Source organism: Streptomyces sp. NBC_01320, from assembly GCF_035974375.1.
Classification (GTDB): Bacteria; Actinomycetota; Actinomycetes; order Streptomycetales; family Streptomycetaceae; genus Streptomyces; species Streptomyces yanii.
On record NZ_CP108390.1, the window covers coordinates 7652352 to 7674767 of the forward strand.

Annotated in this window: 18 protein-coding genes and 1 pseudogene; 7 read left to right on the forward strand and 12 right to left on the reverse strand. The window is 70.5% G+C overall.

The features are described from left to right. Positions 1-31: 31 nt before the first annotated feature. Complete coding sequence (locus OG395_RS34715) at positions 32-1480, reverse strand: MFS transporter (RefSeq protein WP_327249550.1); 1449 nt, start codon at positions 1478-1480, stop codon at positions 32-34. Positions 1481-1602: 122 nt separating this feature from the next. On the opposite strand from OG395_RS34715, the gene OG395_RS34720 reads away from it, so the two are divergent. Then, the gene (locus OG395_RS34720; protein ID WP_327246445.1) at positions 1603-2493 is read left to right on the forward strand and encodes an MmyB family transcriptional regulator; all 891 of its coding nucleotides are present in this window, start codon (positions 1603-1605) and stop codon (positions 2491-2493) included. On the opposite strand, the gene OG395_RS34725 is transcribed toward OG395_RS34720, so the two are convergent. Further along, positions 2466-3950: an MFS transporter gene (locus tag OG395_RS34725; RefSeq protein WP_327246446.1), complete on the reverse strand. Its 1485-nt coding sequence runs from the start codon at positions 3948-3950 to the stop codon at positions 2466-2468. The genes OG395_RS34720 and OG395_RS34725 overlap by 28 nt on opposite strands. Before the next feature lie 102 nt (positions 3951-4052). On the opposite strand from OG395_RS34725, the gene dusB reads away from it, so the two are divergent. From dusB to OG395_RS34740, 3 genes are all read left to right on the forward strand, one after another. Beyond that, on the forward strand, positions 4053-5201 hold the full coding sequence (gene dusB / locus OG395_RS34730; protein ID WP_327246447.1) for a tRNA dihydrouridine synthase DusB: 1149 nt from the start codon (positions 4053-4055) through the stop codon (positions 5199-5201). Between the two features lie 545 nt (positions 5202-5746). Next, positions 5747-8485, forward strand: a complete 2739-nt coding sequence (gene ppdK / locus OG395_RS34735; RefSeq protein WP_327246448.1) for a pyruvate, phosphate dikinase — start codon at positions 5747-5749, stop codon at positions 8483-8485. 502 nt (positions 8486-8987) lie between these two features. Beyond that, the gene (locus tag OG395_RS34740) at positions 8988-10085 is read left to right on the forward strand and encodes an ArsR/SmtB family transcription factor (protein WP_327246449.1); all 1098 of its coding nucleotides are present in this window, start codon (positions 8988-8990) and stop codon (positions 10083-10085) included. Here the strand turns inward: OG395_RS34740 and OG395_RS34745 are convergent. Continuing rightward, entirely contained in the window at positions 10080-10691 is a 612-nt protein-coding gene (locus OG395_RS34745) for a DUF4287 domain-containing protein (RefSeq protein ID WP_327246450.1), read from the reverse strand. The genes OG395_RS34740 and OG395_RS34745 overlap by 6 nt on opposite strands. A 123-nt stretch (positions 10692-10814) precedes the next feature. Here OG395_RS34745 and OG395_RS34750 point away from each other — a divergent pair, with 123 nt between their 5' ends. After that, positions 10815-11225, forward strand: coding sequence for a VOC family protein (locus OG395_RS34750; RefSeq protein ID WP_327246451.1), 411 nt, complete (start codon positions 10815-10817; stop codon positions 11223-11225). Between the two features lie 21 nt (positions 11226-11246). Here the strand turns inward: OG395_RS34750 and OG395_RS34755 are convergent, their stop codons facing one another. The 5 genes and pseudogenes from OG395_RS34755 to OG395_RS34780 form a co-directional block, all read right to left on the reverse strand. Next, positions 11247-12176 carry an oxidoreductase gene (locus OG395_RS34755; RefSeq protein WP_327246452.1) on the reverse strand — a complete coding sequence of 310 codons (930 nt, stop codon included), beginning with the start codon at positions 12174-12176 and terminating at the stop codon, positions 11247-11249. Between the two features lie 35 nt (positions 12177-12211). Further along, positions 12212-12876: pseudogene (locus tag OG395_RS58485) on the reverse strand (hypothetical protein). A 136-nt stretch (positions 12877-13012) separates the two neighbouring features. After that, on the reverse strand, positions 13013-13372 hold the full coding sequence (gene nirD / locus OG395_RS34770; protein WP_327246454.1) for a nitrite reductase small subunit NirD: 360 nt from the start codon (positions 13370-13372) through the stop codon (positions 13013-13015). After that, the gene (gene nirB, locus OG395_RS34775) at positions 13369-15957 is read right to left on the reverse strand and encodes a nitrite reductase large subunit NirB (protein ID WP_327246455.1); all 2589 of its coding nucleotides are present in this window, start codon (positions 15955-15957) and stop codon (positions 13369-13371) included. The genes nirD and nirB overlap by 4 nt, the downstream gene beginning before the upstream one ends. A gap of 1 nt (position 15958) precedes the next feature. Continuing rightward, complete coding sequence (locus OG395_RS34780) at positions 15959-17185, reverse strand: NAD(P)/FAD-dependent oxidoreductase (protein ID WP_327246456.1); 1227 nt, start codon at positions 17183-17185, stop codon at positions 15959-15961. Between the two features lie 193 nt (positions 17186-17378). On the opposite strand from OG395_RS34780, the gene OG395_RS34785 reads away from it, so the two are divergent. Beyond that, positions 17379-18164: a sulfite exporter TauE/SafE family protein gene (locus OG395_RS34785; RefSeq protein WP_327246457.1), complete on the forward strand. Its 786-nt coding sequence runs from the start codon at positions 17379-17381 to the stop codon at positions 18162-18164. A gap of 53 nt (positions 18165-18217) precedes the next feature. Here OG395_RS34785 and OG395_RS34790 read toward each other — a convergent pair whose 3' ends face one another. The 4 genes from OG395_RS34790 to OG395_RS34805 form a co-directional block, all read right to left on the reverse strand. Next, the gene (locus OG395_RS34790) at positions 18218-18841 is read right to left on the reverse strand and encodes a class F sortase (RefSeq protein ID WP_327246458.1); all 624 of its coding nucleotides are present in this window, start codon (positions 18839-18841) and stop codon (positions 18218-18220) included. A 126-nt stretch (positions 18842-18967) separates the two neighbouring features. Continuing rightward, complete coding sequence (locus OG395_RS34795) at positions 18968-19852, reverse strand: hypothetical protein (RefSeq protein ID WP_327249771.1); 885 nt, start codon at positions 19850-19852, stop codon at positions 18968-18970. A 364-nt stretch (positions 19853-20216) separates the two neighbouring features. Next, complete coding sequence (locus tag OG395_RS34800) at positions 20217-20678, reverse strand: DUF5990 family protein (protein ID WP_327246459.1); 462 nt, start codon at positions 20676-20678, stop codon at positions 20217-20219. Between the two features lie 241 nt (positions 20679-20919). Further along, positions 20920-21711, reverse strand: coding sequence for an aminotransferase class IV family protein (locus OG395_RS34805; protein ID WP_327246460.1), 792 nt, complete (start codon positions 21709-21711; stop codon positions 20920-20922). Positions 21712-21785: 74 nt separating this feature from the next. On the opposite strand from OG395_RS34805, the gene OG395_RS34810 reads away from it, so the two are divergent. Then, the gene (locus tag OG395_RS34810) at positions 21786-22376 is read left to right on the forward strand and encodes an NADPH-dependent FMN reductase (RefSeq protein ID WP_327246461.1); all 591 of its coding nucleotides are present in this window, start codon (positions 21786-21788) and stop codon (positions 22374-22376) included. The last annotated feature ends 40 nt before the right edge of the window (positions 22377-22416 follow it).

Here is a 22416-nt window from a genome sequence, read left to right on the forward strand (position 1 = left end):
TCCCGTGCCCGTACCCCGTCCGTGCGCGGGCTCACGCCACCGTGCGCGGCAGCCGCAGGCTCAGCAGCACCGTCAGGGCCACTGCCGCCAGCTGCACCAGCAGCGTCACGGCCAGCGCGTCCCGCATCCCGGAGCCGGGGACCAGCGCGAGGAAGAGCGTCCCGAGTGTCGCCACGCCCAGCGCCAGCGCCGCCTGCTGTGTCGTCGTCATCACTCCGCCGCCCACCCCGGCCCGCTCGGTCGGCACGTCGGAGAGCACGATGCGGAAGAGGACCGGCAGCTGCAGCCCCTGACCGAAACCGGCGAGCGCGACGCCCGGCAGCAGCTGAAGCAGCCCCAGGTCCGGCCAGCCGCGCCACACGGTGAGCGCGAGCACCGCAACGCCCACGCCCTGGATCAGCCCGCCCGCCGTCACGACCCGGGTACCGAACCGTCGGACCAGCCGCGGACCGGCCAGCGACGCCACGAAGAAGGCCGCGGCCATCGGTGCCAGCGAGAGCCCCGCGGCCGCCGGGCCCATCTGCAGCCCCTGCTGCAGCGAGACCGCGATCACGAACATGAAGCCGCCGAAGCCGAGCGAGAACGGCAGCACCAGAGCCAGGCCACGCCGCAGCGAGTCCAGTCGCAGCAGGCTCGGCGGGATCAGCGGGATCTGTCCGCGCCGGTCGGCCCGCTGTTCGACCCGGTAGAAGGCGAATGCGGCGAACGGGAACAGCGCCAGCGAGATCCACGTCCACGCCGGCCAGCCCGCGGCCCGCCCCTCCGTCAGCGGCGCCAGCAGCGTCATCAGCGACGCGGCGAGCAGCAGCGTGCCCGGCACGTCGACGGGCGCGGGCCGGTCCGAGCGGGTCTCCGGTACGGCGCGGGCGGCCAGCATCAGCCCCACCGCCACCACCGGCACGTTCACCAGGAAGACCGACCGCCAGCCCGCGCTCTCGCCGAACACCGACGACAGCGGCGCGGCGGCGACCAGCACGCCGCCGACGATCTGGCCCGCGACCATCGAGAGCCCGGCCGTCGCCCCGTACAGGCTCATCGCCCGCGCCCGCCGGTGTCCGGCAGTGGCCGCCTGGATGGTGGCGAGCACCTGCGGCAACATCAGTGCGGCCGAGGCGCCCTGCGCGACCCGCGCCCCGACGAGCGTCCAGGCGTCCGGGGCGAGCCCGCAGGCCAGCGAGGTGAGCCCGAAGGCCGCCATGCCGGCCAGGAAGAGCCGGCGCCGGCCGGCCATGTCGCCGAGCCTGCCACCGAGGACGAGCAGGACGGCGTACGCGAGTCCGTACCCCGCGACGACGAGTTCCAGCAGCGCCGGGCCGGCGGCCAGGTCCTTGTCGATCGTCGGCAGGGCGACATTCACGATGAAGAAATCGATGAGCGGCAGGGCCGCCCCGAGCAGCACCGTGAACAGGCCGAGCGAGCCGAGTACCGGGGTGGGGTGGTCGTGCCGCACCACGGGGGTGGAGATGGCGGATGTCTGCATCCGTACAGGGGATTCACTCACGACGTCGACGATCGTCCTCATCTCAGCCTGGTACCAGAGTGTCTTTATCCTGGTACAAGCAGCACCTGGCAGAGCGCGGCGGGGTTCGGCAGGCTGGAGGCATGACGATGATGGCGAGTGAGCTGTCCCAGGCGCGCGAGGAGGCCCAGGTCTCGGAGCACGAGGTCCGGCGGCACGAGCTCGCGGACTTCCTGCGCAGCCGCCGCGAGCGGATCACCCCCGAGCAGGTCGGTCTGCCCCGGGGCAGACGCCGTCGCACCCCCGGCCTGCGGCGCGAGGAGGTCGCCCAGCTCTCCGCCGTCGGCGTCACCTGGTACACCTGGCTCGAACAGGCCCGTGACATCCAGGTCTCGCCCCAGGTTCTCGACGCCCTCGCCCGCGCCCTGCTGCTCGACCGCAGCGAGCGCACCCATCTCTTCTCCCTGGCCGGCGCCGTCGACCCGACGCCCGACGCGGACTGCCCGAGCATCACCCCGGCACTGCGGGACATGCTGCGGCAGCTGGACCCGATCCCGGCCTGCATCCAGAACAGCCGGTACGACATCCTCGCGTACAACCGGACCTACGGGCGGCTGCTCTGCGACCTGGACGCCGTCACCCCCGAGGACCGCAACTGCATGATCCTCTCCTACACCAACCCCGACTGGCGCTCCGCCGTCGTCGACCTCCCGGAGGTGAACCGGGTGATGGCCGCCAAGTTCCGTGGAGCGATGGCGGAGCATCTGGCCGAGCCCGCCTGGAAGGCACTACTCGGGCGGCTGGAGGCGGCCTCGCCCGAGTTCCGGGAGATCTGGGCGCGCCACGAGGTGGTCGGCCCCGGTGGCCGGACGAAACTCTTCCGCAACACCCACGTCGGACTGCTGCGCCTGGACCACACCGACCTCTGGCTCGGCCCGTCGACCGGTCCACGCATGGTGACGTACGCCCCCGCCGACGAGGAGTCCCGCGAGCGGCTGCGGCGGCTTCACGCGCTGGAACTCGCCAAGGCCTGACCCGAGGTACCGGCGGACGCCGGTGCCTCCAGCCGCTCCGCGGTCCGTCGGGCGGTCTCCCGTGCCCAGCGCCCGCTGGTCAGCGCGCCGACGAGGAGGACGCACACCCCGCAGCCGGTGATGATCCACCAGGCGGGTTTGCTCGCGTCCACGAAGGCGGTGGCATACGCGGCGCCACGCGGGGAACCGGTGCCCGCCACGCCCGCCGCCAGCACCGCACCGATCACGGCGACGCCCAGCGTCCCGCCGATCTGCCGACTGGTCGAGGCGACCGCCGCCGCGACCCCGGCCTGCGAGCGCGGCATCCCGGAGACGGCGGTGTTGGTGATCGGGGCGTTCACCATGCCGAAGCCGAGGCCGAAGAGCACATAGCCGGTGAACAGCAGCACGGTCTGCGTCTCCGCGTCGAACGCCGCGAACAGCAGCCCGCACGCCGACATGGCCGCACCCGCCACGAGCAGGGGAAGCCGCGGCCCCCGGTTGCCGACGAGCCGCCCGGACAGCGGGGCGCAGACAAAGGTCAGGGCTGCCATCGGCAGCATGTACAGGCCGGCGTGCAGGGCGGTCAGGCCGCGCACGTTCTGCAGATAGAGCGTGTTCAGGAAGAGGAAGCCGCTCAGCGCGGCGAACGCGCTGACCGCGATGGCGGTGGCGCCACTGAACGGGGCGCTGCGGAAGAACCGCAGATCGATGAGGGGCTCGGCCCGCCTGGGCTCGTACACCAGCAGCCCCGCCAGGGCGCACACGGTGAGCGCGGCGAAGGCCAGGATCCGCGGCGAGGTCCAGCCCGCGGAGGGCGCCTCGATGATCGCGTACGTCAGTGAACCGAGCAGCGCGATCACCAGCAGCTGACCGACGGGGTCGGGGCGACGCGGCTTCGGGGCGCGGGACTCGGGGACGTAGCGCCAGGTGAGCAGCAGCGCGGCGAGACCGACCGGCAGATTGATCCAGAAGATCGACCGCCAGCCGACCGAGTCCACCAGCAGGCCGCCGACCAGCGGTCCCGCCGCCATGGAGATGCCGACGACTCCGCCCCACACACCGATGGCGCGGGCGCGCTCGCGCGGGTCGGTGAAGGTGTTGGTGATGATCGACATCGCGACAGGGGTGAGCATCGAGCCGCCGACCGCCTGCACCATGCGGAACGCGACCAGCGACTCCAGGTTCGGCGCGAGGGAACAGAGCACCGAGCCGAGGGTGAAGAGGATGAGTCCGACCTTGAAGATCTTCCGCCGCCCTATCCGGTCGGCGGTGGAGCCCGCGAGCATCAGCAGGGAGGCGAGGACGAGGGTGTACGCGTCGATCGTCCACTGCATGCCCGCGACGGTGGCGTGCAGTTCCTTCTGCATGGAGGGCAGGGCGACGTTGAGGACGGTGGCGTCGAGGCTGACGATCAGCAGACTCATGCAGCAGATCGCCAGCACCAGCTGCCGTCGGCGGTGGCTGAACTCGGGCATACATTGATAGTACGGTTAACTAACGACTTTCGCCCGTGCGGGTGCCCGCCTCTCGCTCCGGCGCCCACCGAAGCAGCTCCCGTCGTACGCGACAATGGAGCAATGACCACGCTCGCCCCCTCGCTCCCGCAGCTCCGGATCGGCCCGCACGCGGTGCAGCCGCCGGTGGTGCTCGCCCCCATGGCCGGTATCACCAACGCCCCGTTCCGCACCCTGTGCCGGGAGTTCTCCGGCGGCAAGGGGCTGTTCGTCAGCGAGATGATCACGACGCGGGCGCTGGTCGAGCGCAACGAGAAGACCATGCAGCTCATCCACTTCGACGCGAGCGAGACCCCGCGCTCGATCCAGCTGTACGGAGTGGACCCGGTCACGGTCGGCAAGGCCGTCCGCATGATCGTCGACGAGAACCTCGCCGACCACATCGACCTGAACTTCGGCTGCCCGGTCCCCAAGGTGACCCGCAAGGGCGGCGGCTCCGCGCTCCCGTTCAAGCGGCCTCTGCTGCGCGCGATCCTCAACGAGGCCGTATCCAACGCGGGCGACCTGCCGGTCACCATCAAGATGCGCAAGGGCATCAACGACGACCACCTCACCTACCTCGACGCGGGCCGGATAGCGGTGGAGGAGGGCGTCACGGCCGTCGCCCTGCACGGCAGGACCGCCGCCCAGCACTACGGCGGCACCGCCGACTGGGACGCGATCGCCCGCCTCAAGGAGCACGTCCCGGAGATCCCGGTCCTCGGCAACGGCGACATCTGGTGTGCGGACGACGCCCGCCGGATGATGCGCGAGACCGGCTGTGACGGCGTGGTCGTGGGCCGCGGCTGCCTGGGGCGCCCGTGGCTCTTCGGTGACCTGGTGAGTGCCTTCGAGGGCACGGAGGCGAGGCAGGCGCCGACGCTCCGGGAGGTCGCGACGGTGATGCTGCGGCACGCGACGCTCCTGGGGGAGTGGATCGGCGACGAGACCCGTGGCGTGATCGACTTCCGTAAGCATGTGGCCTGGTACCTCAAGGGCTTCTCGGTCGGCTCGGAGATGCGCAAGAAGCTGGCGATCACCTCGTCGCTGGACGAGCTGGGTGCGCAGCTGCACGAGCTCGACCTGGACCAGGCCTGGCCGGACGGGGCGGACGGGCCGCGCGGGCGCACGTCCGGCAACAACCGTGTGGTGCTGCCGGACGGCTGGCTGAAGGACCCCTACGACTGCTCGGGCGTGAGCGCGGAAGCCGAGCTCGACACCTCGGGCGGCTGAGGCACCGGGTGCCCTTGATTCGCTCCCGCTCATCTGAGCGTCAATCCGGGGTGAATCGAGGGTGGACCGGATGGTGCGGGGCGCCGTGGCGCGCGATGGGGGCACCCCGTCCGCATTTCTTTCTCTCCTTGCGGTCGGCGCGTGACCGTACGTGTCCCCGAGGGTGTCCGGATGGTGACATCTGAGCGCCCGTCGGGGCGTGATTCTCGCCACCCCTGAGGGGTGCATTGCTCAGATGAGCGGGTTTTTGGGAACTGCATTTCTCAAATGATGGCACTCGGTGCCACCCGACTTTACTTTGATCGATCGACGCATCCACTACATACCGTGCGCAATCCGCGCGATCTCGGGAACTTTGAGTGGTGATGCGTTCAAGAAGTGAACGAATCCGATCTCCGTATGGGTGCGGAACGAAACTTTCGATCTACTGGCGGACGAGTGGTTAAGGCCGCATGACGCGCAAGTGGACGTACCCAGACACCTTCGATCTGGGTATGTTCCTCGCCGTCAGGGCAGCCACCCGAGTCCTCTAGGAGTCGAGACCCGTGTCGGAAAACAAAGATCCTCACGTACCCACGCCGGAGCTCGCGGGTCAGAAGTTCGTTTATGACTTCACCGAGGGCAACAAGGATCTGAAGGACCTGCTCGGCGGCAAGGGTGCCAACCTCGCCGAGATGACGAACCTCGGGTTGCCCGTCCCTCCGGGCTTCACGATCACCACCGAGGCGTGCAAGGTCTACCTCGACAGTGGCGAGGAGCCGACGGCGCTCCGCGACGAGGTGAGTGCGCACCTCGCCGCCCTGGAGAAGCAGATGGGCAAGAAGCTCGGTCAGGCCGACGACCCGCTGCTGGTCTCCGTCCGCTCCGGCGCGAAGTTCTCGATGCCCGGCATGATGGACACGGTTCTCAACATCGGTCTCTCCGACGCGTCCGTCGTCGGTCTCACCGCCCAGGCCGGCGACGAGCGGTTCGCGTGGGACTCGTACCGCCGCCTGATCCAGATGTTCGGCAAGACCGTCCTCGGAGTCGACGGCGACCTCTTCGAGGAGGCGCTGGAGGCCGCGAAGGAGGCCAAGGGCGTCACCGTCGACGTGGATCTCGACGCGGCCGACCTGAAGAAGCTGGTCAAGCAGTTCAAGAAGATCGTCACGCGCGACGCCGGGCGTGACTTCCCGCAGGACCCGCGCGAGCAGATGGACCTGGCCATAAAGGCCGTCTTCGACTCGTGGAACACCGACCGCGCCAAGCTCTACCGTCGCCAGGAGCGCATCCCCGGCGACCTCGGCACGGCCGTCAACGTCTGTTCGATGGTCTTCGGCAACCTCGGTCCCGACTCCGGTACGGGCGTCGCCTTCACCCGCGACCCGGCCAGCGGCCACGCGGGCGTGTACGGCGACTACCTGCAGAACGCGCAGGGCGAGGACGTCGTCGCGGGTATCCGCAACACCGTGCCGCTCGCCGATCTGGAGTCGATCGACAAGAAGTCGTACGACCAGCTGATGCAGATCATGCAGACCCTCGAAACGCACTACAAGGACCTGTGCGACATCGAGTTCACCATCGAGCGCGGCCAGCTGTGGATGCTCCAGACCCGGGTCGGCAAGCGCACCGCCGGTGCCGCGTTCCGGATCGCGACGCAGCTCGTCGACCAGGGGCTCATCGACGAGGCGGAGGCGCTCCAGCGCGTCAACGGGGCACAGCTGGCGCAGCTGATGTTCCCGCGCTTCGACGAGGACGCGAAGACGGTGCTGCTCGGCCGTGGCATCGCCGCGTCGCCGGGCGCCGCGGTCGGCAAGGCGGTCTTCGACTCGTACACCGCGGTCAAGTGGTCCCGGTCGGGCGAGAAGGTCATCCTGATCCGCCGCGAGACCAACCCCGACGACCTCGACGGCATGATCGCCGCCGAGGGCATCCTGACCTCGCGCGGCGGCAAGACCTCTCACGCCGCCGTCGTCGCCCGTGGCATGGGCAAGACCTGCGTCTGCGGCGCCGAGGAGATCGAGGTCGACACCAAGCGGCGCCGCCTGACTGTCGGCGGGACCGTCGTCGAGGAGGGCGACATCGTCTCGGTCGACGGCTCCACCGGCAAGGTGTACCTCGGTGAGGTCCCCGTCGTGCCGTCCCCGGTCGTCGAGTACTTCGAGGGCCGGATGCACGCGGGCGCCGACGACGCCGACGAGCTGGTCGCAGCCGTGCACCGGATCATGGCGTACGCGGACCGGGTGCGCCGGCTGCGGGTGCGGGCCAACGCGGACAACGCCGAGGACGCGCTGCGGGCGCGGCGCTTCGGTGCCCAGGGCATCGGCCTGTGCCGCACCGAGCACATGTTCCTCGGCGAACGCCGCGAGATGGTCGAGAAGCTGATCCTCGCGGACACCGACGACGAGCGCGAGGCCGCGCTCGCCGCGCTGCTGCCGCTTCAGAAGGCCGACTTCATCGAGTTGTTCGAGTCGATGGACGGTCTGCCCGTCACCGTGCGACTGCTCGACCCGCCGCTGCACGAGTTCCTGCCCGACATCACCGAGCTGTCGGTACGGGTCGCGCTCGCCGAGTCCCGCAAGGACGCGAACGAGAACGATCTGCGGCTCCTCCAGGCCGTGCACAAGCTGCACGAGCAGAACCCGATGCTCGGTCTGCGCGGCGTACGGCTCGGGCTGGTCATCCCCGGTCTGTTCGCGATGCAGGTGCGGGCGATCGCCGAGGCGGCCGCCCACCGCAAGAACGCCAAGGGCGACCCGCGCGCCGAGATCATGATTCCGCTCGTCGGCACGGTCCAGGAGCTGGAGATCGTCCGCGAGGAGGCCGACCAGGTCATCGCCGAGGTCGAGGCGGCCACCGGCACCAAGCTGAAGCTGACCATCGGCACGATGATCGAACTGCCGCGCGCCGCGCTGACCGCCGGTCAGATCGCCGAGGCCGCGCAGTTCTTCTCCTTCGGTACGAACGACCTGACCCAGACGGTGTGGGGCTTCTCCCGCGACGACGTGGAGGCCTCGTTCTTCACCGCGTACCTGGAGAAGGGCATCTTCGGGGTGTCGCCGTTCGAGACGATCGACAAGGACGGCGTCGGTTCGCTGGTCCGCAGCGCCGTCGCGGCCGGCCGGGCCACCCGCCCGGACCTGAAGCTCGGTGTCTGCGGCGAGCACGGCGGTGACCCGGAGTCGGTGCACTTCTTCCACGAGGTGGGCCTCGACTACGTCTCCTGCTCGCCGTTCCGGATCCCGGTCGCCCGCCTGGAGGCGGGCCGCGCCGCAGCAGAGGCGAAGGGCAGCGACAGCCGCTGACCTGATCCCCGGGCTCCGGGGCTGTCGGCTCACATAAACCCTCAACGAGTCGACAACGGCTCCGGACCACCCTGAAGCGGCGGCACCCTGTGCGGGGTGCCGCCGCTTCGCCGTGTCCGTATCCCGGTCGGAGACAAAAGGAGCGCGCAAGCGCTTTCGTCGATTGCCGCACCCATTGCTTCGTTCAATACGCAAAGACATAGACGGTGAACGGACCGGGGTGCGGCCCATGGATCCCCATCCATGGGCCGCACCCGGCTTACCCCCGTCGGGCACGGAGCCGCACCGTTCACCGACCGCCGCCGAACGAGCAAAACCCCCCACGGCCTTCACTCGCTCTTCCGGTCGGCTCAGGTTTCGCACCCGACGCCGTACAGCCTTTCGGGTGACGGTGGGTCGGGGCGAGACGTTTCACCTCTGGCCGAAACCCCGTGGTGACGTCCTGTGACGGCTCGCATACTCTTGAGCGGGGGGAATTGCGGATGCAACAAGTGGGGGTTCGATGCTGCGTATTCATGTGTCCACAATGGACCTTTCCAAGGTGCGCATGGCCACGCGGCCGGACGCATTGTGGGAAACCATTCTGAGTTTTCACCGGCTGAGGGACCGGCGCGCTTCCGCCGTCTTCGGGAAATGGCGGACGGAAACCCGGCCCCGGTTGAATGGTGAGACACGCCTGCTGGCCGCCCTGGTGCCGCCCCGTGGCTATTTCCCGGACTTCCTGACGCCCTCCCGGGCGGCCGGCGAGCCGTACGGCCTCGACGCAGGAATAGAGGCGCTGCGCGGAACTCCGCTCGAGCGGCTCCATGCCGAGCTGGCCCTGCTGCGCACCGGCCGCCACGAGCCGGGGCGGCCGGCGCCACTGGGCGGGCGGCCCGGCGGCCGCGGCGGGTCACGTGCCGGTGGAGTGCGGCCCGTGGGCGGGCGTCCCGGCGAGGGACGGCCCGTGCCGCCGCCGCGGCTGGACGCGTTCTCCGAGGGGCGCGCCGAACCTCTCGGGCGGCTCGTCGCCGACCTGCGCAGCTACCACCGCGCCGCCGTCGAACCGTACTGGCCGCACATCCAGGCCAGCATCGAGGCCGACCGTGCCATCCGCGGCCGCGCCCTCCTCGACGGCGGCGCGGACGAGCTCCTCGCCTCCCTGCCGTCCATGATCCGCTGGCGGGCCCCGGTGCTGGAGGCCGACTATCCCGTCGACCGGGACCTGCACCTGGACGGGCGGGGACTGCTGCTCCAGCCGTCGTTCTTCTGCCGCTCCACCCCGGTCGTCTACCGCGACCCGAAGCTGCCGCCGGTGCTCGTCTACCCGGTCACCCACTCCGCCGCCCCGGTCTTCGCCGACCCCGGTCCGGGCCCCTGGCTGGGACGGCTCCTCGGCAACACCCGGTCCACCGTTCTCCAGGCCATCGGCAACGGCTGCACCACCAGCGAGCTCGCCCGCCGGGCCGGGGTGTCCCTGGCCTCGGCGAGCCAGCATGCCTGCGTACTGCGCGAGGCGGGGCTCGTGCTCAGCCTGCGGCACGGCAGTTCGGTCCTGCACACGCTGACACCGCTCGGCGGCTCGCTCCTGCGGGGCGGCGCGCCGCTCGCGCTGTCATGACGGGCCGGGTTGCTCCAGCAGTGCCTTGAGGACGTTCAGCCGGTCCTTCCAGAACGCCCGGTACGTGGCGACGGCCTCGGCGCCCGCGAGCTTCTCGTGGGCGAGACCCAGCTGGGTCCGTCCGTCCGGCAGCGCCGTCACCCGCACCGCGAGCCGTCCCGTCGCCGCCCCGGAGTCCGCGAAGTCCGCGGTCAGGGACCTGGTCGGGCGGTGTGTGCGCAGGATCAGTCCGGCGTCGGGGAGCCAGTCGCCGCGCAGCGCCGGATCGGTGAACGCCGCCAGTACACGTTCCGCCGGAGCCGCGACCGTACGACTGGCCGAGGTCCGCCAGCCGCCGGTGGAGGACTGCCCGATCTGGCGCAGCCCGCGCTCCTGCTCGTATCCGACGGTGACCGACTGGGCGTACCAGCCGTCCATACCGTGCTCCGTACGCAGATGGGCGGCGATCTCGGCGTGGGTGTGCCGGGTCGCGTCCCAGGCGTCGAGTACGGAGAACCAGTCGTCCCAGTTCCGGCCGGTCCGTTCCCGGAGCGCGTCGGCCGACAGCTTCTCGGTGATCCGTCGGCCGGTCGATCCGCTGCCTGCTCCGTCCTTCGATACGTTCATGGCTCCGACGATAGGAGCTTCGGAAGATTTCTTCGCCGGCCGCGATGAGTTCGGCGGCGGCCCGCCGTCTACCCCTCGGAAGCGCTCGAAGGGGGCGCCACCGACGAGCAGAGAAGAGTGGACATGAACCAGATGATCTTCGTGAACCTGCCGGTCGAGGACCTTGAGACGACGAAGGGCTTCTTCGCCAAGCTCGGCTTCTCCTGCAACCCGCAGTTCAGTGACGAGAACACCGCGTGTCTCGTCATCAGTGACACGATCTTCGCCATGCTCCTCACTGAGCCCCGCTTCAAGGAGTTCACCAAGAAGGAGGTCGCGGACGCGTCGAAATCCACCGAGGTGATCATCGCGCTGAGCGCCGAGAGCCGCGAGAAGGTCGACGAGCTGGTCGACACGGCGCTTGCCTCCGGCGGTTCGCCCGCCAACGAGCCCATAGACCACGGGTTCATGTACGGCAGGTCCTTCCAGGACCCGGACCACCACATCTGGGAGGTCATGTGGATGGACCCGGCCGCCGTCCAGGGGCAGGGCTGACGCGTCGGAACACCTCGGGCCTCAGGGGGCGAGGCCCGGCCAGGTCACGCCGGTGAGCTGCTCGGACGCCACCCACAGGCGTTCGCTCGCCACATCGTTCCGCGTCCAGCCCGTCCGCCAGGACGGGGCGGGCGCACCCCGCCAGCCCAGCAGCTTCGGGCCGGTGAACGAGTCGGGGCGCACCCCGGGCGCGGTGGCCGCGTACAGCGTCGGCAGCGCACCGGAGGACGCGGGCTGGGCGAGGATCCGGTTGCCGAGTCCGACCACCCGTTCCGCGGTCCTGCGGTTCTCCATCCTGACGCCTGCCGTCTGCAGATTGGTCGCCGCGTATCCGGGGTGCGCGGCCGCGGCGACGACGTCGGAGCCGGCTGCGGAGAGTCGGCGCGCCAGCTCGTGGACGAAGAGCAGATTGGCGGTCTTCGAGCGGCCGTAGGCGATCCAACGCCGGTAGTTCCGCTCGCTGTTGAGATCGCCCATGTCGATGTTGGACAGGGCGTGCATCCCGCTCGACACGCTCACCACCCGGGCGCCCGGGGTGTTGAGGAGTTTCGGCAGCAGCAGACCGGTGAGAGCGAAGTGCCCGAGGTGGTTGACGCCGAACTGGGTCTCGAAACCGTCGGCCGTCTTCCGGTACGGCAGGGCCATCACGCCGGCGTTGTTGATCAGCAGATCCAGCCGGTCGGACCGGTACGAAGCGGCGAACTCCCGTACGGAGGAGAGATCGGCCAGATCCAGCGGTGCGAACTCCACCTCCGCGCCCGGCACGGCCGTCCGGATGCGTGTCTCGGCCTCCTTGCCGCGGGTCTCGTCACGGCACGCGAGCAGCACCCGCGCACCGCTGCGCGCCAGTTCGCGTGCCGTGACGAGTCCGATACCGCTGTTGGCTCCGGTGACCACGGCCGTACGGCCGCTCTGGTCGGGGATGTCGCTCGCGTTCCAGCCCTGGGTCATGGATCAAGCGTACGACCGGAGCCCCATGGCCGGAATCAGCCGCGGAACGGCCCCTTCACCTCGTATGTGATGCCGCCGGATGAACTGCCGCTGGTGCCGCGCTGCGAGGAGAAGTAGAGCCGGGTGCCGTCCGGCGAGAACGCCGGTCCGGTGATCTCGCAGCCGGACTGGCCGCTGATCCGGAGGAACGGGGCGACGGTGCCGTCCGGGGTGATCAGGCAGATCTCCATGTTCCCGCCGTCCTCGGCGACATAGAGGTCCCCCGAGCCCGAACGGGCTTTGTCGACGCCGGTCAACGGGGCGGTTTTCGCGAGGTTGCCCCAGGTGGTGGGGCGCAAGCGGTAGAACCGGCCGTCGGCCTCGTCCTCGGTGAGTAGATGTATCCGTGGTCGGGGTCCGCGGCCGCCGCCTCGCGCTCCGGGCAGACCGTCCCGGGCACCTCGTACACCTGGCACAGCGCCCCCGACGGCGGAGCGGTCTGCCGCCGTGCAACGCCCCGCGCTGGGCGGGTTCAAGCGATGCGGCTGGTGAAACCGGTGGGCAGCGCAATGCCGTTGGCGTTCGCCGCCTGCAGTGCCCCGTAGGGTCCGGTGCCGGGCAGGGCGGGTGCGGCATGCGCGGCGCCGCGCCAGAGCGTTCCGCCGAAGGCCGCCGCCGAGCTGCCGACCACCGCTGTGCGCAAGAAGGTCCGACGTTCCACGATCACTCCACTGGTGACGTGAGGGCCCGCCGGTCCGGTTGGCCCGGCGGGTCGCGTGTCAGGAACCTGGGGGCGGTGTTTGACGGAACAGCAACAACCGGTGAATGGTCTGCGGCGGGGTCCCTGCCGTTCGCCGTCAGGCGGCGCGTATCGCGTGGACCGGGACCGACACCTCGTCGTCGTCCAGGCAGGCACCGGTCGCCAGGTCGAAGCGCTGCTTCAGCAGTGGCGAGGCGACGAAGGCCCGCCCCTCGACGGACCCGACCAGGCCGCGTGAGAGGACGTACGCCCCCGTGAACGGGTCGCGGTTGTCGATCGCGTACGCACGCCCTGCCCGGTCCACGAAGAGTGCGACCTGGCGGCCGTCCGGGAGGAGCGCGGCGACGCCACGCCCGGGGGTCAGCCGCGACAGCGCGCAGACCGTGAGCCAGTCGTTCCCGTCGGCGAGCTGGACCACGGGGGTCTGCTGCGTCGTCTCCATCGTCGGTGCGGTCATCGGGAAGAGGTCCCTTCGAGAGTACGGACGGCGAGCACCGGTCCGGCGAGGATGTCCAGGTCGGGCTTGACCTGGCCGCGTTCGGGAACGAACCGCACCGACGGGTCGGGTGCGTCGGGCGCGTTGACGAAGGTGACGAACCGGCGCAGCCGGTCCGGGTCGTTGATGGTCTCGGCCCATTCGTCGCGGTAGCCGGCGACATGGTCGGCCATCAGCCGCTCCAGCTCATCGCAGAGCCCCAGCGAGTCGTGGACGACGACGTCGCGTACGTGGTCCAGGCCGCCCTCGATGCGGTCCAGCCAGGTCGAGGTGCGTTCCAGACGGTCGGCGGTACGGATGTAGAACATCAGGAACCGGTCGATGAGGCGCACCAGTTCGGCGTCGGAGAGGTCCTGGGCGAGCAGGTCCGCGTGGCGCGGTTCGGCACCGCCGTTGCCGCCGACGTACAGGTTCCAGCCGTTGGCAGTGGCGATGATCCCGAAGTCCTTGCCGCGGGCCTCGGCGCACTCCCGGGCGCAGCCGGAGACCGCCGACTTCAGCTTGTGCGGCGAGCGCAGCCCGCGGTAGCGCAGTTCCAGGTCGATGGCCATTTTCACCGAGTCCTGCACGCCGTACCGGCACCAGGCCTGTCCCACGCAGGACTTGACCGTCCGCAGCGATTTTCCGTACGCGTGCCCGGACTCGAACCCGGCGTCCACCAGGCGCGTCCAGATCAGCGGCAGCTGGTCGACGCGGGCGCCGAACATGTCGATCCGCTGGCCCCCGGTGATCTTCGTGTAGAGGCCGAAGTCGCGGGCGACCTCACCGATCACGATCAGCTTCTCCGGGGTGATCTCACCCCCGGGGATGCGCGGCACGATCGAGTACGAGCCGTTGCGCTGGAGGTTGGCCAGGAAGTGGTCGTTGGTGTCCTGCAGGGCCGCTTGCTCGCCGTCCAGCACATATCCGCTCGCGCCGAGCGTCGGCGCGAGCGAGGCGATGATCGAACCGACCGTCGGCTTGCAGATCTCGCAGCCGTCCCCGCCGCGCGCCGCCTCCCGGCCGTGCGAGTCGAGCAGTTCGGCGTACGAGGTGATGCGGAGGGTGCGGACGATCTCGTACAGCTCGCTCCGGGTGTACGAGAAGCAGCCGCACAGCCCCTTGTCCTGGCTCTGCGGCAGCAGCTGACCGATCACCTTCACGCAACTGCCGCAGCCGGTACCGGCCTTGGTGCACTTCTTCACCTCGGGCAGCGTGGTGTGCTCGCAGATCGCCCCCTTGGTGACGTTGTGGCAGGAGCAGATCACCGCCTCGTCCGGAAGCGCGGACGGGCCGAGGGTGACCGGACCGCCCGCACCGGCCGGCAGCACCAGCTGCTCGGGGGCGACGGGCAGGACCGTGCCGGTCATCGGCCGCAGCGTCCCGTACTGATCGGCGTCCCCGACCAGTACCCCGCCGAGCAGCGTGCCGTCCCGGCCGATAACCAGCTTCTTGTAGACGCCGGAGCGGGAGTCGGCGTACACCACGTCGAGGCAGCCCTCGGCCGTGCCGTGCGCGTCGCCGAACGACGCCACGTCCACCCCGAGCAGCTTCAGCTTCGTCGACAGATCGGCGCCGGTGAACGCCGCCTCCTTGCCCGCGATCACCTCGGCGACCGTCTGCGCCATCTCGTACCCGGGCGCGACGAGCCCGTACACCCGGCCGTCCGAGGCCAGCGCGCACTCGCCGATCGCGAAGACCGCAGGGTCCGAGGTGCGGCACTCCTCGTCGACGATGATGCCGCCGCGCTGCCCGACCGCCAGACCGCAGTCGCGGGCCAGCTGGTCCCGGGGGCGTACCCCCGCCGAGAAGACCACCAGGTCGGTGGCGAGCGACGAACCGTCGGAGAGCGACATGCCGTTCACCGTGCCGTCCTCGCCCGCGGTGACCTCCTGCGTGCCGACGCCCGTGTGCACGGTGAGACCCATGGACTCGATCGTGCGCAGCAGCGCCGCGCCGCCGCCCTCGTCGACCTGCACCGGCATCAGCCGGGGCGCGAACTCCACGACGTGCGTGTCGAGCCCGAGCCCCTTCAGCGCGCCCGCCGCCTCCAGCCCGAGCAGCCCGCCGCCGACGACCGCACCGGTCGTCGCCGTCCTCGCGTACTCCTCGATCGCCAGGAGGTCCTCGATGGTGCGGTAGACGAAGCAGCCCTCGGCGTCCTTGCCGGGGACCGGCGGGACGAACGGGTACGAGCCGGTGGCCAGCACCAGCGTGTCGTACGCGAACGTCTCCCCGGAGCGCGCGGTGATCGTGCGGGCCTCGCGGTCGAGGGACTCGGCAGGGTTGCCGAGGTGCAGCTCGAAGCCGTGCCGCTCCATGAAGCCGGGCTCGACGAGCGACAGATCGTCCGGGGTCCTCCCGGCGAAGTACGAGGTCAGCTGGACCCGGTCGTAGGCGGCGCGCGGCTCCTCGCAGAGCACGACGACCCTGGCCGCGCCCGCGGCCGCGGTCAGACCGCGCTCGGCGAGCGCCTCCAGGAACCGCTGGCCGACCATGCCGTGTCCGACGACCACGATGGTCGGGAGGGCGGAGGTACGGTCGGTCGGGGGAGTGGACACCGGCATCTCAGAAGCCTCCGTCGTTGGTGAGCAGGTGGAGCAGGGACGTTTCGGCGGGGAGCGGTTCGTCGTCCTCCCAGGTGCGGGCGAGGGTGCCGACCGCGGCGAGATCGCCGAGCAGTACACCGCCCGCCAGCCGGTTGCCGCGGACGACGACCGCGCGGTACGCACCCCGGGTCGCGTCGGCCAGCCGGACGACGTCATCGCCGGGCAGCGGCCGGGAAACCCCGAACGCGGCCAGATCGAGCGCACCGGCGGGGTCGGCGGGCGGGCCGTGCAGCGTGAGACGGGTCAGGGCCCGGGTGCCGTCGTAGCGGGCGGGCCGCCCCGCCAGCACCTCGGCGAGCACATCGGCCTGCTCCAGCGCCGGGCCCGCGAGCCCGTAGAGCGTGCCGCGGTGCTCGGCGCAGTCGCCGACCGCGTGGATGTACGGGTCGGAGGTGCGCAGCTCGTCGTCGACGACGACACCCTTGCGGACGTCCAGACCTGCCGCCTGGGCCAGCCCGGTCCTGGGCCGTACCCCGCAGGCCAGCACCGTGATCTCGGCCGCCAGCTCATAGCCGTCGGCGAGCTCCACGGCCCGCACCGCGCCGTCGGCGCAGCGCAGCCCGCGGACCCGGCACTCGGTGTGCACCTCCACCCCGAGAGTCTCCAGATGACGCCGGAGCAACCCCGCCGATCCGGCGTCCAGCTGCCGCTCCATGAGGTGCTCGCCCTGCTGGGCCAGCACCACCTGGGCGCCGCGTTCGGCGAGCGCGCGGGCGGCGGAGACACCGAGCAGGCCGCCGCCGATGACGACGGCGCGCACGCCCGTACCGGTGTGCTGCCCCACGGCTTCCCGCAGCGCCAGGCAGTCGTCGAGCGTGCGGAACGCATGCACTCCGTCCGGCATCGTGGTGCCGAGTCCGCGCAGCGGCGGCAGCACCGGGTTCGAACCGGTCGCCAGCACCAGCCGCTCGTACCCCACGACGCTTCCGTCGTCGCAGTGCACCAGCCGGTCGGCCCGGTCGATCCGCACCGCCCGCACCCCGCGCCGTACCTCGGCCGGGGGCAGGGCGATGACCTCGGCCGCGTACCGCCCGGCCAGCACCTCTGCCAGCAGCACCCGGTTGTAGGGGGCGTGCGTCTCCTCGCCGATGACGGTGACGCCGGGCACCCGGGCGGCGAGCCGTGCGCCCGCCATCCCGGCGCCGATCACCACCACACGCGCCGCGTTCTCCGTCTGTGTCCTCATGGTGAGAAGCGTGCGCGGCGGGTGTTACCCGATCGGATCCCCGCTGTTTCCCGGGAGGAACCTTGCGCTCAGCGCGTCCGAAGAGGGTCTGTGAGGGCCGCGGAGCCCCGGAAGCTCAGAGTTGGCTCAACTTTCCGGCGATCCCGCGGAAGCAGTTGGACGGGACACGCATCGTCTCCATAGGGTCGCGAGCATGCCCGACATAACCCTGACCACCCTCGTTGTCCTGTGCCTTGCCGCTGCCGCCGCGGGCTGGATCGACGCGGTGGTGGGCGGCGGCGGGCTGCTCCTGCTGCCCGCGCTGCTGCTCGGTCTGCCGCACGTCCCGGCCGCGCATGTCCTCGGCACCAACAAGGCGGTGGCCATCGTCGGTACCTCGGGCGCCGCCGTGACGTACGTGCGCAAGGCGCCGGTGAAGGTCGGGACGGCGGTGCGGATCGGGCTGATGGCGCTGGCCGGATCGATGACCGGGGCCTTCTTCGCCGCCGGGATCAGCAGTGACGTGCTCCGTCCGGTGATCATGGTGGTGCTGCTGGCGGTGGCGGCGTTCGTGATGCTGCGGCCGCAGTTCGGCAAGGAGGCGGGCGGAGGCACGGACCGGAAGGTCACCCGGGCCCGTACCGTCACCGCGATCGTGCTGGTCGGCGGCGGCATCGGCTTCTACGACGGGCTGTTCGGGCCGGGCACCGGCACGTTCCTGGTGCTCGCGCTGACGGCCGTGCTCCACCTCGACCTGGTGACGGCGTCCGCCACCGCCAAGATCGTCAACGTCTGCACCAACGCCGGTGCCCTCGCGATGTTCGCCTACCAGGGCAGCGTGCTGTGGCAGCTGGCCGCGCTGATGGCGATGTTCAACCTGGCGGGTGGGCTGCTCGGCGCGCGGATGGCGCTGCGCAAGGGCAGCGAGTTCGTCCGTGGTGTGCTGCTGGTCGTGGTGTTCTCACTCGTCGCGAAGCTGGCGTTCGACCAGTGGGCCTGACGGCCTCCCCCACTCCCTGTCGTGGGGGAGGCCGTCAGGGCGCGCGACCGGCGTCAGCGCACTCCGGTGAGATGCGCGTACGCAACCACGTTGCCCTGGTAGCCGGTGGCCGGTGAGAAGCCGCCGCCGCAGGTGATCAGGCGCAGCGCGGGGAACGACGAGGCGCCGTACACCCGCCGGTCGGGGAAGTTCTTGTTCTCGTACACCTCGGTGCCGTCGAGCGAGAAGACGGCGGTGCTCCCGTCCTGCCGGACCACCTCGATGGTGCTGCCCTTGGCCAGGGACCCCAGGTCGTAGAAGACGGACCGTCCCTGTGCGTTGTCGACATGACCGGCGACGAGCGCGGTGCCCTCGGCACCGGGCGGAGTGCCGCCCTTGTACCAGCCGACGACATTGCGGTCTTCGGCCGGCGGCACGTCGAGACTGCCGTCGGACCCGAGCCCGAGCCGGATCATCGGGGCGTCCACCCTGATGCTGGGGATACGGAGACGGACGGGCGTCGAGGGTCGCAGCGGGGCGGCGACGGGCGAGCCGGGCTGTACTCCGGGACCGGCGGCGAAGGCCTGGGCGGTGGTCGGCTGCGGCGGCATCAGCACGGTGCCGGCGCCGTTCTGGATCAGCCAGACGCCGACCAGCGCTGCGACGGCGACCAGCCAGCCCTTGGCCTTCTGGGACACGGTCGTCCTCCGGGGTGTCGTCCTCCGGGACGGGAAGGACGTGAGGAAGGAAGCGAGGTCCCGCCCCGGTGGCGCACGGCCACCGGGACGGAATCGTGGCGGTACGGGGACGTGGATGCGTCCCCGTCAGCTGTCCGCCTGCGTGCCGCTCGCCCGACGACGCAGGAGCCAGGCTCCGCCGACGGCGGACGCGGCGAGAACGCCGGCACCCGCCGCGATCTGGGAGGTGTCCGGGCGGACGCTGCCGCCTACACCAGTTTTGACGTGCCCGGAGGGAGAGGTGGGCACGGTGGAGCTGTCCTGGCCGCGTCCGTTTCCGGTGTCGCGGCCGGTGTTCTGGCCCAGCCCGCTTCCGGTGTCGCGCCCGGTCCCGTTCCCGGTGTCGCGCCCGCTCTCGTTCCCGGTGGAGGGGTTCCGACCGGGAGTCGTCTCGTTGCTCCGGGAGTTCCCGAACCCGGAGGAGCTGTCCTGCCCGGTGGAGGAGCCGATGCCGAAGGGGTTCTGGTTTCCGAGGAGGCTCTCGCCCCTGGCTGCCAGGTCGTCGAGGGAAGGCACCGAGTTGCCGCTGCCCGTGTTGTCGCCGGAGCCGTTGTCCTCCACGGTGCCGGCGGGGGGACCCGCGGCGGCGTACTTCGTGGTGTCCGCCGCCTTCACCCGCAGCGTTCCGGTGACCTCTCTGCCGTTCTCGCAGGACACGTCGATGCTGTACTGACCCGCCTCGGTCATCGTCGGCACCGTGAACGTGCCGACCACCACCTCCTTGCGGGTGGTGGACCCCAGCTTGAAGTCCCCTGCTTCCAGGGAGTTCGCATCCCCGGTGGCCGTCGCGCCGTTCCCGCAAGCGGTGGTGTTCACCGTGACTGTGGTGCCCGGTGCCACGTCCGCCGGGGATATCTCCAGCTGACCGAGGTCCCCTGCATACGCGGGCGTCGCCGCGGTGGACAGGCCGAGCGCGGCAGCGGTGAGCGCCGCGGCGGCGGTGCCGGTCACGAGGCGGGCAGGACGGCGCATGGGGGTTCCTCCGAGCAGGGGCGCTGGTGGGGTATCTCCTGATGCAGAGCTAACGGGCGGCGCGCCACCCATGCATGCTGACACTGGGTCAGCTTTCACTCGACCGGTCCGGGCCCGGACCCTTTGCCGAGCGGTAAGTGTGCAGGTCACAGCGGTGATGAGGGGATGCGTGGCCGGTCTCGCGACACACCGTGCTGATCGGGTGACGAGCCGCGAGGAATGAGTGGCACACGTCACATGCATGGCCTCGTCGGCCCCGGGCACACGCATGACACCCCCCACGGGACGGCTTTCCCCCGCCGCCCCAGGCCGCCGCCCTCATCGGACCCACCCCCCTGGGCCCGATGAGGGCGGTCCCGTGCCGTCACTCGGGAGCGATGGCGGACCAGGTGACGACCGGCGGCCGGACGCGGGCGCAGAGCGGTTGCCCCTTGGCGTCGGAGAGGCGCAGGCGTGCGGTGAGGTGTCCGGAGCGCACGGCGGCCCCGAGTACGGCCGGATCGACGTCGTCGAACATCAGCTTGGCCCGCCGGAACATGGAGAAGACGCCGTGGTCGTCCACGGTGCCCCAGGACAGATAGACGAAGCGCCCGCCGAGCCGGTTCTGCACGTACGGCCCGGTGACCGTGATGCCGTCGTCGGTCGCGGTGGCCGTACAGTCCAGTGTCCACGATGCCGACGGGGCGTCGCCGGGACGCAGTCCCAGCAGCTCACCGGGCCTGTCCTTGCGCTGTACGCCGACATGGATGTTCCGGGCGCCGGGGAAGTCGCTGTCGGCCCCGCAGGTGAGGCCGGGGAGGTCCGAGCCCTCGATGTGGATCTGCATGGCCTCCATGTTCCCGTCTCGGAGCCCGACAGGCTCTCAGAGCCTGTCGGGTGACCTCTGATCGGGCGGCCACGCCCTGGCACGCACGCTTCCCGCGTTGCCGAAATGTCCTAGTAGCTCCTTCCCCGAGCTCTCAGCTTCGTTCGAGCAGGGGAGACCCCATCCGAGGACATCCCGCCGCCTTGGAATCGCACGCACCAGACCGCGTCCGCTATCCGATCGAAGGTCACCCGACAGGCTCTCAGACGGTGTCCCAGGGTGCAGCTTCGTACGCCAGCCCCACCCGCTTCATCAGTTCCTCGTCGACCATGAACTCCGTGTCGTCGATCCGCCGGATCGGTGCGATGCCCTGCGAGTTGGTGAGGAATGCCGACCGGTAGCCGCCGATCCCGTCCAGCGTCACCGGACGGCGTACGGACTCCAGCCCGGCGCCCGGAAGTTGCTGCTCCAGCAGGGCCATGGTGATGCCGAGCAGTGCGGGTGCGTCTGGCCAGACGACAGAAGTGCCGTCCCAGAAAGCGATGTTGGTGATCGCCCCTTCCGTCACCGTCCCGTCCGGTGCGATCAGCAGTGCCTCGTCGAAGCCGGAGCGTGCGGCGAGCTGCCCGTAGTAGGTCTGGCCGAATTCGCCGGGGCGCTTGATGTGCGGGACCGTACGGACATACGGAACGGACATCAGGCTGTGCGGTTCGGTGGACTTCTGCGCCGGTCCGCGCACGGTGACCATGACGGTCGTCCCGGTGTCGCCCGGCGGCAGGAAGGCGTGCACCCGGGTCGAGGCGTCCCGTGCCCCGGCACTGTCCAGCGCGTGCCGGATCAGCTCGCGCACCCGGCCGCCGTCGAGTCCGTGGCCGAAGAGTTCCCGGTTGGCGGCGTCCAGCCGGGCCAGGTGGAGGGCGAGACCGCGTACCCTCCCGTCCCTGACCTGCATGGCGGTGAAGTGGCCGTAGTTGGAGAAGGCGGGGATCCGGAGATCCGCCTCCGTTGCGGCGTGTCCGTTGAACTCGACGTACAGGGGTGCGGCGGTCGTCATGTGTTCCACCGTATGCCGGAGAGGTGAGGGGCGGCGCTTGACCTCATCCTTGGTTGAGGTACGAGTCTCGCCGCATGGAACTCACCACACCACCTCTGAAGGTCGCGGTCATCCTCGCCAGCAATCGCGAGGGCCGCTTCGCCCCGGTCGTCGCCGACTGGTTCCTCTCCCGTACCGCCGGCCACCCGGGCATCGAGACCGACCTGATCGACGTCGCCGAACTCGATCTCCCGTTCGCGCTCACCTACCGCCCGGGACCGGACGTACAGACCCGACTGGCGAGAGTGTCCCTCCGGTTGGCCGCCGCCGATGCCTTCGTCGTCGTCACGCCGGAGTACAACCACTCGTACCCCGCCCCGCTGAAGAACCTCATCGACTGGCATCACGCCGAATGGCAGGCCAAGCCCGTCGCCTTCGTCTCGTACGGGGGAGTGTCGGGCGGTCTGCGGGCCGTCGAGCATCTTCGCCAGGTCTTCGCCGAGTTGCACGCCGTCTCCCTCCGCGACACCGTGTCGTTCCACAACGCGGGCGCTCTCTTTGACGACGAGGGCCGGCACAAGGACCCCGTGGCCGTCGACGCGGCGGCGAAGACACTGCTCGACCAGCTGACCTGGTGGGGGAGTGCGCTGCGGGACGCCAAGGCGGTCCGCCCGTACGGAGGCTGATCCCTTCTCGGCTGGATGCAGGTCCCGGAACCAGTGCGTC